The sequence below is a fragment of the Spirosoma validum genome (genome assembly GCF_014699035.1).
GTDB lineage: Bacteria > Bacteroidota > Bacteroidia > Cytophagales > Spirosomataceae > Spirosoma > Spirosoma validum.
Genome location: NZ_JACXAA010000007.1, coordinates 179,930 through 192,231 on the forward strand (window position 1 = coordinate 179,930; position 12,302 = coordinate 192,231).

15 protein-coding genes and 1 tRNA gene are annotated in these 12,302 nt (G+C 46.2%); 2 read left to right on the top strand and 14 right to left on the bottom strand.

From position 1 onward, the window contains the following. Positions 1 to 23 precede the first annotated feature (23 nt). Complete coding sequence (locus IC230_RS19345; protein WP_191040690.1) at positions 24 to 956, bottom strand: D-2-hydroxyacid dehydrogenase; 933 nt, start codon at positions 954 to 956, stop codon at positions 24 to 26. 141 nt (positions 957 to 1,097) lie between these two features. Beyond that, positions 1,098 to 2,390, bottom strand: coding sequence for an acetylxylan esterase (locus IC230_RS19350; protein ID WP_191040691.1), 1,293 nt, complete (start codon positions 2,388 to 2,390; stop codon positions 1,098 to 1,100). Between the two features lie 169 nt (positions 2,391 to 2,559). Between IC230_RS19350 and IC230_RS19355 the strand changes: the two genes are divergently transcribed. Further along, on the top strand, positions 2,560 to 3,273 hold the full coding sequence (locus tag IC230_RS19355) for a membrane or secreted protein (protein WP_191040692.1): 714 nt from the start codon (positions 2,560 to 2,562) through the stop codon (positions 3,271 to 3,273). Between the two features lie 107 nt (positions 3,274 to 3,380). Here the strand turns inward: IC230_RS19355 and IC230_RS19360 are convergent, their stop codons facing one another. The 5 genes from IC230_RS19360 to IC230_RS19380 form a co-directional block, all read right to left on the bottom strand. Further along, on the bottom strand, positions 3,381 to 4,667 hold the full coding sequence (locus IC230_RS19360) for an Lnb N-terminal periplasmic domain-containing protein (RefSeq protein WP_191040693.1): 1,287 nt from the start codon (positions 4,665 to 4,667) through the stop codon (positions 3,381 to 3,383). Then, complete coding sequence (gene rsmI / locus IC230_RS19365) at positions 4,660 to 5,385, bottom strand: 16S rRNA (cytidine(1402)-2'-O)-methyltransferase (protein ID WP_191040694.1); 726 nt, start codon at positions 5,383 to 5,385, stop codon at positions 4,660 to 4,662. Before rsmI ends, IC230_RS19360 begins: the two co-directional genes overlap by 8 nt. Positions 5,386 to 5,461: 76 nt before the next feature. Further along, positions 5,462 to 5,698, bottom strand: coding sequence for a 4a-hydroxytetrahydrobiopterin dehydratase (locus IC230_RS19370; RefSeq protein ID WP_191040695.1), 237 nt, complete (start codon positions 5,696 to 5,698; stop codon positions 5,462 to 5,464). A gap of 200 nt (positions 5,699 to 5,898) precedes the next feature. Then, positions 5,899 to 5,985 (bottom strand) — tRNA-Ser (locus tag IC230_RS19375). 111 nt (positions 5,986 to 6,096) lie between these two features. Beyond that, complete coding sequence (locus IC230_RS19380; RefSeq protein WP_191040696.1) at positions 6,097 to 7,008, bottom strand: pentapeptide repeat-containing protein; 912 nt, start codon at positions 7,006 to 7,008, stop codon at positions 6,097 to 6,099. Positions 7,009 to 7,156: 148 nt separating this feature from the next. Between IC230_RS19380 and IC230_RS19385 the strand changes: the two genes are divergently transcribed. Then, complete coding sequence (locus IC230_RS19385) at positions 7,157 to 7,801, top strand: toll/interleukin-1 receptor domain-containing protein (RefSeq protein ID WP_191040697.1); 645 nt, start codon at positions 7,157 to 7,159, stop codon at positions 7,799 to 7,801. 827 nt (positions 7,802 to 8,628) lie between these two features. Here IC230_RS19385 and IC230_RS19390 read toward each other — a convergent pair. The 7 genes from IC230_RS19390 to IC230_RS19420 all read right to left on the bottom strand — a co-directional run bounded on the left by IC230_RS19390 (position 8,629) and on the right by IC230_RS19420 (position 12,258). Next, positions 8,629 to 8,841 (bottom strand): hypothetical protein, encoded by a 213-nt coding sequence (locus IC230_RS19390; RefSeq protein ID WP_191040698.1) that lies wholly within the window; start codon positions 8,839 to 8,841, stop codon positions 8,629 to 8,631. Next, entirely contained in the window at positions 8,825 to 9,415 is a 591-nt protein-coding gene (locus tag IC230_RS19395) for a hypothetical protein (protein ID WP_191040699.1), read from the bottom strand. The genes IC230_RS19390 and IC230_RS19395 overlap by 17 nt, the downstream gene beginning before the upstream one ends. A gap of 3 nt (positions 9,416 to 9,418) precedes the next feature. Next, positions 9,419 to 9,592, bottom strand: coding sequence for a hypothetical protein (locus IC230_RS19400; protein WP_191040700.1), 174 nt, complete (start codon positions 9,590 to 9,592; stop codon positions 9,419 to 9,421). 35 nt (positions 9,593 to 9,627) lie between these two features. Next, the gene (locus tag IC230_RS19405) at positions 9,628 to 9,792 is read right to left on the bottom strand and encodes a hypothetical protein (RefSeq protein WP_191040701.1); all 165 of its coding nucleotides are present in this window, start codon (positions 9,790 to 9,792) and stop codon (positions 9,628 to 9,630) included. A gap of 592 nt (positions 9,793 to 10,384) precedes the next feature. Continuing rightward, positions 10,385 to 10,765, bottom strand: a complete 381-nt coding sequence (locus IC230_RS19410; protein ID WP_191040702.1) for a hypothetical protein — start codon at positions 10,763 to 10,765, stop codon at positions 10,385 to 10,387. 67 nt (positions 10,766 to 10,832) lie between these two features. Next, entirely contained in the window at positions 10,833 to 11,432 is a 600-nt protein-coding gene (locus tag IC230_RS34035) for an SHOCT domain-containing protein (protein ID WP_223860721.1), read from the bottom strand. Positions 11,433 to 11,844: 412 nt separating this feature from the next. Then, a complete protein-coding gene (locus IC230_RS19420) occupies positions 11,845 to 12,258 on the bottom strand; it encodes a response regulator (RefSeq protein WP_191040703.1) in 414 nt (137 codons plus the stop codon). Between the last annotated feature and the right edge of the window lie 44 nt (positions 12,259 to 12,302).

Sequence of the window (12,302 nt, forward strand, 5' to 3'; positions counted from 1 at the left end):
CCTAAAAATTTCGTCAAGACCTTTTAATACCCCCGTTCCAGTTCAACCGCATTTTCGAGCGGCTCTCCGGCCAGAAAACGAGGCAGATTTCTTAGGAACTGATCGAGCTTTCCAGCGTCTTCGTTTGGTTGCCCGCCCCCGGTATGTTGCGTGAGTAATACGTTGGGTAAACCCCAGAGCGGGCTATCCGTCGGTAGGGGTTCTGTAGCCGTTACGTCAAGAACGGCACCACCAAGCTGCCCTGACTGCAAGGCACTAATCAGAGCGGGTTCGTCAGTGGTGCTGCCGCGTCCAACGTTGGCGTAGATGCTGCTGGCCGTCATCGCTCCGATCAACTCAGCCGAAAAAAAGCCCGCGGCCATACCGGGCAGGCAGTTGACTACAATATCGGTTTGGGGCAGAACTTCTTTCAATTCCTCGGCCGTATGCAAATCTGCTTTCGGATCGGTGCGGGCCAGCATGGTTACAGAGCAGTTAAAACCCGTCAGCATTTGCCGTACGGCCTGACCGATGGTTCCTGTTCCTAAAATAACGACTCGTTTCTGACGTAGCAATCCCGTACGGTCGCGGATTGGGGCACCTACCCATTCCGAGCGGCTTTGCAACAACGCCAGTTCGGGAATCCGGCGATACATGGCCAGAATACCCGCCACCATGGTTTCCGCGCAGGGCCAGGCGAAGTAATCGCCCATGTTGGCGACTGCCGCGTTGATCTGCGCGTTTTTGTAGCCGTCGAACCCGGCAGAATCTAACTGCCAGAATTTCAGGTTCAGTAAAGATTGGTCAAACCAGGCGGCTGGCGGATTTCCCATGACAATGTCTGCCGCCTGAAATCGGGCTTGCTGATCATCTTTAGGTAGCTCGCTACGGAATATAGCCGTTACGTTCGCTGGAAGCTGCTGCCGGAGTTCGGCTTTGAGCGTGTCGTTGAGATTACTGTTTACGAAAAGTTGCATAGACTATTTACGCAAAACCGAGTGGTTTAGTTGCGTCTTTTATGGTAGGGCGGCTGGAACGCCAGCCCGGTGGAACGCCAGCCCGGTGGAACGCCAGCCCGGTGGAACGCCAGCCCGGTGGAACGCCAGCCGTACTACTTATTACTTTACGCCCTTTAAGTGCCCCAACAACCAGTTGGTCATTTTCTCAGTCTGTTCGGGGTATGTCCAGTGTCCAGTATCTTTAAATTCGATATCCAGCATCTTAGACCCTGGAATTACGTTATAAGCTGCGTACATGGAGGTTGGTGGGCAGGTTTCGTCGTTGAATCCCCATGAATAATAACCCGGTACGTTCACCAAACGCGCGAAATTCACTACGTCGTAATAGCCCGTTGTTTTGATCCGGTCGGGTTTGTTGTTAAACGTCAGTTCATTACCGGCAAACAAATGCGGCCAACCGCCCGCGCGACCATTCAGATAACCCGTTACGTCGGACAAGGCCGGATAATACGCCCCCAGCCATTTGATCCGTGAATCTAAACCCGCCGTTACAATGGATAACGCGCCCCCCTGACTACCACCCGTGACAGCCATGTTCTGTCCATCATACTGGGGCATACCTGCCAAAAAATCCACCGCCCGAACGCAGCCCAAATAAACCCGTTTGTAATAATAACGGTCGCGATCATCGAGGTTGGCGGACTGGTATCCGTTGAGTGGTCCCCGAGCCAGATCGACATACACGCTGGGGTCCATAATCACCGGCACGCCGTGAATCCCCACCTCGAGGGTGATAAACCCTTTTTCAGCTTCAGCAATCATGCCATTGTAGGCCCGAACGCCTGCGCCGGGCACTCGTAGAATAGCCGGGTATTTTCCTTCTTTCTTAGGTACACATAAGATCCCGTAGAAACGAGAATTGTTGATGTTTTGCAGATTCAGATGATATACGTTCGTTAGTTCGGTACAACGTTCGGGCAGTAGCGTCATGCGGGCATCCACGGGAATCTTCGCCAGATCGGCTTTTGCCTTATCCCAAAACTCTTTGAAATCAGCCGGGTTTGCCACGGTCGGTTTGATCGTCAGTGGCTCAAAACCGGCCGTTGTCAACCCTTTGTATTCTTTACCATCCAGTTCTACGAACGCCGTGCAACGCAGAAAACCCGCGGCTTTCATCGTACCACCATCCAGCGCGAGGGTTCCGTCACGTAACGTAACCGTTTCTTTTTTGGTAGGCTCCATCTTTTCCGGCCCAATCTCATAGCGGAGTTTCGTCCCACGTAGCAATACATTATTCCGGTAAACCGATATGTTAAATTTGGCGGATTCACCAGGTTTATACAACCAGTCGGCGTGATCGGGCGTAATAATGATTTTAACGACTCGTTCGACGGGTTGGGCCGCGAGATCGACAAAACGGAACAGGCAGAGAATCAGTAGAAGACGTTTCATGAATGGAAAAGAATTTAGGAGCTAAAGAAGAAAATGTTCGATTCTTACCTGCAATAGCTTATTTATGAACGCCCACCCTCAAATTACGTGTCGTAGTCAACACGGTGCGACATGAGTAATATCGTTCTGGTAGGTTGCTTTCATTCACTACATCTAAGTATACAGTACGATGAACTCTCAACGCTTTATTCTTCTGCTTTTCATTGTAGGTAGCTTTGCCATGACTTTGCGTCCCCTGCAAACAAACCTGCTTAACGGGGCATGGCGGTTAACAGGGCCATCGGGCGAAACGATCCTGCTGACCATGGCCGATAATTACCTGATGGAAACGGTGTACGAACCGAACCGCTACGTATCGACAAGGGGCGGTACGTATCAGATGGCTGGCGACAAACTAACTTTACTGGTTGAGTTCGATACAAACGACAGTAGCCGGGTTGGTAAAACGCAAGCATACCAGACTAATTTGCGTAATGATCAGTTAGGTATCAGCAGTCAATCCGTCAAACAAACCTTTACCCGAATCGAGGAAAAGTCAACACCGCTAACCGGACTTTGGCGCATCACAGGTCGGGCGAACGATGCGGGCCAGATAACCACCATGCAACGAGGTCCGCGCAAAACCATCAAATTATTGACCGGGAGCCGCTTTCAATGGGCAGCCATTAATCCACAAACCAAACAGTTCTCAGGCACTGGAGGGGGTACCTACACGCTAAAAGACGGCCAATACACGGAAACGATTGACTTCTTTTCTCGCGACAATAGCCGCGTCGGTCGGTCGCTCACGTTCTCAACAGAAATAAACGGAACCGAGTGGCACCACACCGGCCAGAGCTCAACGGGTGGCACCGTGAACGAAATCTGGAGTCGGGAGAAATGATACGCAGGCATTGGTTGGCACTCAGGGTCATTACCAGGCGTTCGTTATCATTGCTGGTCAACAAGCGAAAGAACGGTCAAATGGCACCGAATGTCTGGCAATAACTTTTATTCCACTAACGCGGGCGTTCGATAGCCCCGCCGGACGGGTTGCAGATTCACAATACAACGAATCAGTAAGGTGATCGGGAATATCACATCAAAACCACCCGGTATGTTCGACAGGAATATTCCCAGCACAATCAGAACAGACGTAGTACCAAAATACAACGTTCGACGGCGGGCGGTGCTGGCTGAGCTGGTTGCCCAATAGATCAGCGGCAAATGTAAGGGCATCAGGTAGAGTAACGTAGGATTCCAGCCCGTAACGCCATCATCCCGAATCATCCACATGATGAACAAAAACCATCCCAGAAAACCACAAATGCCGAACAGAAGTCGGTCAAACCAACGATCGACTTTCCCTCCGACTACGTACCGTCGGATGGTAAACAGCGCTACGACAATACCCAGGATCGTAAAGACTACATCGGGGTTGAAAAGAAAGGGAACCTGTTGACGAAATAGTTTCTGAGCGGCAAAAATTGTTTGTTCACCCTGTACTAACGGTACTGACTGTCCATTCCTCTGACGTAACGTAGCGAGCGCAAACTGATCATGTACCTGATCGGGGAGATACATTGCCAGCCAGCCATCGGTCTGTTCGTCAGCGGGGTGCCCGATAGCGAGGTTCATCCCCAGTTGATACCAGGGTTGCTCGTTTAAATAGTCGTTCATCAAATCCCGGTACGATTTGCCAGTCATGCGCGAGCGCGATGGAATTGTCAGACTATCGCCACAAGCCTCAACAATCATGTCACGCGGGCGGGTGGCACAGTTATCGTAATAAAATTTGTATCGGTATTCCCGGTTTTCGGGTAAGTAATTCTTTTCCAGAGCAGAAAACAGCTGTTGCCGTTGCGCAAGCGAGAGATTTAGTTGTTGCTCCCGAATACTCCGGTTATTCTGCTGGTAATAGTAAATACCCTCGTATAAATTGTGCACAAACAGATAATAGGGCAACGTACCACGCAAAAACTTTAAAATAAAATAGTCAGCGCGGTAGTCGAAGCCTCCGTAACTATAATCCCGGTCAATGCCAAGCACAGGATCAATGATTCGTATTTCCGTATGCCCGAACGCCGACGAAATATCATCATTCCCCGGACCGTACGTAATCAGGCTGATCCGCGACGAAGGGGAAAGAGAAGGGCTCTGAGCCAATGATGGACTTTGGCTGAATGACGAATGATGAATGATGAACGATGAATACAGGAATAGTATCCAGATCGAAAGCCACTTTCTGCCGCACTTGATCCCCCATGCCCTACGCCCCTTACCCAATGCGTTATTCATTGTCTTCATCAACGTCATTATCATAAATACGTTTGGCCTTACCCCGGCTCGGCTCCTTTCCCTGAACGCAGATAACAATCTCACCTTTGATGGTTTTTTGAGAAAAATACGTAATAAGTTCGGACAACGGTCCGCGTTGTGTTTCTTCAAACAGTTTTGTCAGTTCACGCGAAACACTGGCCGGACGGTCAGCACCGAGAATCTCTGCAAATTGCTGAAGCGTTTTCAGCAACCGATGGGGAGATTCGTAAAAAACCATCGTTCGCTCCTCCCCTGCCAGTTCACTGAGCCGGGTTTGACGCCCCTTTTTGTGCGGTAAAAATCCCTCGAACGTAAACCGATCGTTTGGCAAACCCGAGTTGACTAAGGCTGGTACAAAAGCCGTTGGGCCAGGCAGACACTCAACCGGAATCTCATTTTTGATACACTCGCGTACCAGCAGAAAACCAGGGTCCGATATACCCGGCGTACCAGCATCCGATACTAACGCAAGGATTTTGCCTTCTTTCAATTGATTCACCAACCGTTGAACCGTTTGGTGTTCGTTGAAAATATGATAGCTATGCAGCGGCTTGCTAATGTTGAGATGACGTAACAACACACCCGACGTACGGGTATCTTCCGCCAGAATCGCGTCGACACTTTGGAGAGTTTTGACAGCCCTAAGCGTAATATCGTCAAGATTGCCAATAGGCGTCGGCACAAGGTACAATTTCATAGTACAAAAGTAATCGATAGCCGTCAGTCCATAGTCAACTGTAACAGAATGATCGCTACCCGCTACTAACTATAGACTATCGACTGATTAGCTTGTCAATCGCGGCTGCGAGCTTACGATCTTTTTCGGTCACTACGTTGCCTGCATCGTGGGTTGATAGCTTAATGGTAACCTGGTTGTAGACGTTTGACCACCAGGGATGATGGTCCATTTTCTCGGCTATAAGCGCCACGCGGGTCATGAAGGCGAAAGCTTCACTAAAATCGGCGAACTGAAATTCGCGGGTGAGCTGGTTATCCTGTTCCTGCCACATAAGAAAATCGATTGGGGTTGGTCGATAGTCAACAGGGAAATCCCACTTACTGTTTATCAGAACGTAGTGGCTCTCTCAGAAAAGCAGAGAGCGAGAGAATCGTACTCCCGATTCCCTCGTGAGTACGTATGACTTCAAATCAGACCTGTCCAACCACTCTTAAAAAAAGAAGCCAGCAAATTGATTTGCTGGCTTACTTGCAGAGAGGAAGAGATTCGAACTCTCGATACGGTTGCCCGCATACACACTTTCCAGGCGTGCTCCTTCAACCACTCGGACACCTCTCTATAGTTTGTCTCGTTTTCGATACTCACATGCAACGAGAGCGCAAAATAAGTCAAAGAAATCGGGAGATGCAATCAAAGTTGACAAAACGCTAGTCTACTTCATAGTCCTTTTTAGCGATTATTGGCCAGCCAGGTTTCGGCTGGCTGTATAACCTTCTCTTGTAAAGAAGCAATTAGACTATTAACGTCGTTATAATGACAGGTTTTCAGCATCCAGGGATACGGCCTATAATCCTCAAACATGGAGAATTCGGTCTCCGAAGCCAAGCGCAAAGGTTGAATGGGTAATGAAGGCAGGTGCGGTACAATAGCCATTAACTCTTGTGGTATACTTTTGGCATCGGTAATGTCAGCGATGACAAACTTGGCCATGTGCGCCAGCGTGGAAACTGTTTCGGTCAGGTTGCGACTTTGCGGACCTTCGAAGTCAAAGAGGATGGGTAGATAGTTTTTCTGACGAAGAGCTTCCTTAATAGCGTCTAAAACACCTTTACGTTCACCAGTGAATCGTCCCAGGATCAGAACAGCTTTTGACGTGATGGTATCAATAACGTTACGGATCTCTATATTACTCAACATCAGGTAAATAAATTGAGCGACCTGGATGTTATCGACTGTGATCACTGCTTCACGGGAAGGGGTAATAATTAGATTTGACTGTTCTCTTGGCTTTCCTTTCAAGCCCCAGACTGCGAGACCATATATCTTGCAGCCTGTCAGAATAGCCCCCTCTATTCTGGTATTGGCGAAAAGTGTACTTTTTAGATTAGCCCCTGAGAGGTCGGCACCTTCAAAGTTAGTCTCATGAAAATTTGCCTCGTGGAGATTAACCCCACGAAGGTTAGCACCAGAAAAGTTAGTCCTATAGAAGTAACTACCCCGAAGGTTTGCCCCGCTGAGGTCAGCTTCATGAAAGTCTGCTTCTCTTAAGTCAGGTGTAAGAACTTCAGAGTGCTCCTCCCTCCATTTATTCCAAACCTGACTTCCCTGTTTCAGAATATCAACTAGTTTTTGATCGGCCATGATTGTTGAAGTTAAGTGCTGATAATAAGCCAAAAGGTATAGCCAACTTCTATACCTTTGCCATCTATTTTAGCAAACGGCAAGTTCGGCGTACAGAACGATTAACTATCTTGGCATCTGCGCTTTATAGAGAAACACCTTCCCCGCCATGCCATCTAACTTGTTTGTGTCGTATAGTCATCTTGTGGCGCCGATTGTCAAGCTTCTTCGATTAAATAGTGAATTCGTCTTTCATGATGCAGACAGCATTCAACCGGGGGCGAGATGGCGTACTGAGATTCAGGAAGGTATACGAAAGGCGGATTTAGTTATCTTATTCTGGTGTGATCATTCCCGATGGTCTACCGAGGTGGCGGCTGAGTGGATTTTAGCAATCACACTTAATAAAAACATTGTTCCAGTACTACTAGATGATACACATTTGGTATCTGATTTATCTGAATTCCAGTGGCTTGATTTTCGTGGCTTTATCGTACACACATTCAGTATAGCAGCACCACCCAACTATAAAAATGAGAAAAAGACTAATAAGGTTAGTTGGTATTTCTGGTCTTTCTTTTTGCTGATAGTTATTGTGATTAATGGGTTTCTTTTTCACTCTAGCAGATATGGTGACTCTATTAAAGACACCTCTGTTCTTCAGGAACAACCTGCAAAAAATGAACCAAGATACCCCTCCGACTCAGTTACAAGCCTAGACATTTCAATAACAGCCCACAGCCCCATACTTGATTCTGGTTACTATTCTTTTCTTAAGTGTCGTAATATTGATCTTGAGGTTTTTGCTGATTAATAAGAAGTCGAAAAAACCTATGACCCCTACTTCTATGGACTCACCTGAAGTAAAACCACCTAGGTTTCAATTTGGAAAAGCGGCAACAGTCCTCGAAGCCGAAATTCTACAACGTCTATCCTCACAGCAATAGGCGTTACCTATTCTTGTACGCAATCTTACGTACATATTCGCTATACAGATGCGGAATTAATTAAACAGCCCGCAATCATAACGGGCCGTTTGGTTAGTTGGAAGTTATTTCACGCGTAGTCTTGCTGTAACTAGACCACTCCCTGGACTCCAAGTATAGGTGCCAATATTAGATTTAAGGGTTAAGCTTCCCTGGGTATCGCTATCAACTGTAAAGACAAGCGTATCTAGGCCTGTTTCTACAAACACCGTGAGCTCGGTTACTGTAGGGAATTCTCCTGCTTCAAAAAGGATCAATTTAGGACCCACTGCTGTTGTTACAACAGGCTGAGAGACCTGGGTGGTGCTCACTACTACACCCTCACCTATTACAAATTCTGCATCATGAGTGGGGGTAATGCTAAACCATGAGGTAGATTGGCCATAGGCAGCCGTGATAATAATTTTTGTATGTTGCCATTGTAGTCGGGTTTAAGTAAATGAGTTATCAGATTTACTACCTGTAAGTTATCTAACAAACAAATACCCGTCCCAATGGGTATTTTCCCCTATTTATCAAACGGTTTCCCCTGCTAACAAAAAAGGCATTCAGTTGATGGAACCCTTTGCAAGAGTTTACTATACATGGCTATTCTGGCTACCTTAGCATTCAGTGTAAGTGATTGTGCCTTTCGAAGTGGAAAGGGAAATTACCTTTAATATTCAATAACAACCTGTTCAAGTTTTCTCTCAATCTCAGTATTCTCAGAGCTAAGAGAGATTTCTTCGGATTGTATACTAATATGGAATACAACTTGCGATATATCTAAATCAGGATATTTTTCTAAAATAATGTCAGTTAGTTTTTCTTTGATAGCCTCTTCGGCTTTACCGTAAAGAAATCCTTCAAATTCATTTTGGTCTAACATTTGATCTACTATTTTCAGATGGAATGTTTAATCTGGTTTGCGTTATCGGCTTTATTGCTGGGGATGGGGCTAATGAGTTTAATTTATCAATATTTTGTTTTTGATTCTTCAACACCACTACCTCAGCGTTTAAAGACTGAACGCTTGTCTTTAAGTCTTCTATTTCTTTCTGGTCTTTTTGTGCTTCTACAAATTGCCACCCGGCTAATGCAAAACTAGCGATGCCAACAACCGAAGCAATCCAGGTGGCCAGAAGACTCGACCTACTTGACTTAGCTGCTTTGGTTTCGGCAACCTCCGCCCTTTCCTCGGCAATCCTAGCCCGTTCGTTTGCTGCAACCAGTTCAGTCCGAACGCCTGTAAGTTCATTGTGTAACGGCGCTATGGCTTCAAGGATTGACTCGCTTATTGGTTTAATATCACCCAGGGGAGGTATATTGATCTTTGGATCGGACAGGCTACTATAATCAAAAGCCCGACTTAAATCTGGAAAGTTAAATCCAGACAAACCTTCTGGTCCTATCTTCTTTTTTGCCATTTTCCAAATATCGCCCGCCCGCCCTCCAATGGGCATTTTTTATATTCTCAAATCCATCAAATGCACCAGATACTTCTGGTAATGCTCTTCGGCCTGCTTCGTCGCCTGGTTGATTGAATGCCATTCCAGGTCCTGCGAGATGTGCATCAGCCGAAGTTGCACTTGCTCCAGGTCTTCAATCAGGTCCTCGACTAGTCTTATCTCCCTTTCCAACTCCGCTCTACTTGCTTCCGAGACCCAATTGGCTTTTATTTCTCCCTCTTTCTTACCCGCCGAATCACCAGCCAAATCAGCACACTGATCAACGTGATGACCATGGCAAAGGCCAATACGAATCCAATCAAACTACCCTTGTAGATTGTCCCGTAGTAGTCACCGGGCAGGGGTTCTTTCGTTGGTTGCTGTGTGTACATTGACAATAGATTTAGATCCGCCACTTGTACTTTTTCGTTTATTAATCACTTCCCCTCCTTCTCCCGGTTCTGCTTTAAAAACTCCCTGAACCCAGCAGCAAGGTCGTCAACACTTACCTTTTTTTGCCAATATGTTCATCGTCTGGATTAACACCGAACTTCAATTCAAACTTTTCTTCTAGTTCCTTTAGCAATTTCACGATCCCTGCCTTATTCTCCTATATTCGGTTACCCGGTCTATCATGTACTTATTCTCATAGTTTTGATCATGCAGTAGGGACTCATTATGTAATTTATAGCTATTGGCTTTTCGTCCTTTTACGAGTAATACATACATTTCAATTTGAGCATCAGCCAAAGCTTTAATCATTGCTTTACAATGGTAAGAGTATCACATATATAACTCATTTGCTCATGCCGATTATCCACCCTTTCTGCCATGAAAATTTTCCAGCTAACTGTTGAGTTGGCATTTTCATACTATTCTTTTCCGGTGAGTTCGCCACTTTTCTTCAGTTCATATAGTTTCTCTAAGCTCGTTAATGTTACGTCTCGCATGGCATGGTTTAGGGTTAATTAAAGGGAATTTTTGCTAATCGATTGATGAGCGAACAATTACATTCACCGATGTCATGGTTGGGTTGGCATCTTTTAACCGCTTCACAATGGTAACGAGGCCACCGGGCTTGATCGTAGCGTGGATGTCTGCCTGCTCGGTACTAATGGGCTGGCCAGATTGATCAGAACCGACGAAGTCGGCATTGAACTTGCTATAGGTGAATGTTGAGGACGTATTCTTAATGCTAAACGAAACTATGTTAGCTCGATAGTCTCCATACAGCTTATCGGGTTCCGACCGGCTCCATTTGACGTTATTGATAACCAGATCCTGCTTTGGGCTGCTGATGGGACTGGTATCAGAATCGCAACCAGCAAGTAGAAGAGTCAGGGCTATGTATGCATAGGATTTCATAGCTACTTCAAATGGGTTTAGGCTAAATTGACAACTCAGGCTCTGCTGTACATACTTATTGAATAACCTACTGACTCAACAGCTTCTTTTTTTGCTGATTAAATTCATCCTGCGTTAGTGCCCCCGCATCCAGTAGTTGTTTCAACTTAAGAAGCTCATCAGCCACGCTAATCGGTGCAGGATTTGCCTGATTCACGTTTTTACGATACCTAACAGGTAGAATTATTTCGCTGGATTCCAGGGCATTTTCGACTTCAATCAGATAACGAACTAGCCCACCCGTACCCACAATAGCCGCTACGGTAAAACCGGATCGCTTTGTACCAATTGTTCCCATGTTTTTTACGATGACTCGTCGGTCAGCAAACGCGCTGGGCATGTACTTCTTTTTAACCTCGTCATCGTTCGAATACACGCCACCGATGCCACCGGGGCTTTCGTAGATAAAGGCAAATGCTTTATCGGGCATAGTCCCCCGTCCTATCTGCAACGTGTCACCTACTTTGACAACCCAGCCTGAAGTGGTTTCGTAGCCGTACCTTAAATCATTAGCACTAGGTCGGCTGCCGTTCAAATCGACACGAGTGATAGGCGCAGTCCGATCCTGAGCGAACAAGCAGATTGATAAGAGCCAGAAGGATGTGGTTAAGTAAATTAATCGCTTCATGCTAATTGGTTCAATAGCTTTTGGTATTCTAATGCCACTTAGGAGTAAGCAGTTATGATCATGGTAAGCAGAGCGTTACGCTGATTGATACCAGTACTTGTTATATATGGAAACAAGGCCACCAGACTTATACATGTCGGGTTTAATATCAGGACGCTCTTCCCTTCACGCATTTCAAACCTTACCTCCCTGCCGTAAAATATCAACTAGTTTCAAGCCGGCCATCGCTTTTAGAATTTAAGCACTGATGATCAGGCAAAAAGTACAATAAACCGCATGGACTGTATGCAACAATTTTAGGAATCGGTAAGGATTTTCGACAATCATCGACCGATTGATAGCAAGAAATTCTGTTTTTTTTTGTTGTCCTTTCCGGTTTCCGAAACACTTAAAAGTGTTAGTGATCAAGCGTTTATAAACATTGATCCAGTTGCCAGTCTATGCTAAGCTGATGGATAGTTTGGCTCAGAATAGCCAAACTAGTGGGTTTGGAGATAAACCCATTTGCTCCTAAAGACAACGCCTGCTGACGGTCTTCTTCACTACGCGATGTGGTTAGAACCACAATCGGTATCTGCTCATAAGCGGAGTTGGCGCGAAGGGTCTGAAGTACTTCGAAACCATTCATAAACGGCATATTTAGGTCCAGAATAATCAGGCAGGGATACGAGCTGGTTTGCTCAAGCAGGTTCAGCAAGGCTCTACCATTCGAAGCAAACTGAAGATGGCAATTTGGCGCGTTCTCCCGAAACGCTAACTGAATTAAATACAAGTCATCTTCATCGTCGTCAGCGATGAAAACACTTTGGGAAGGTGTATGAAGCATTGATGTAGCGTTACGGTCATATAATAGGCAATATACTCAATTTC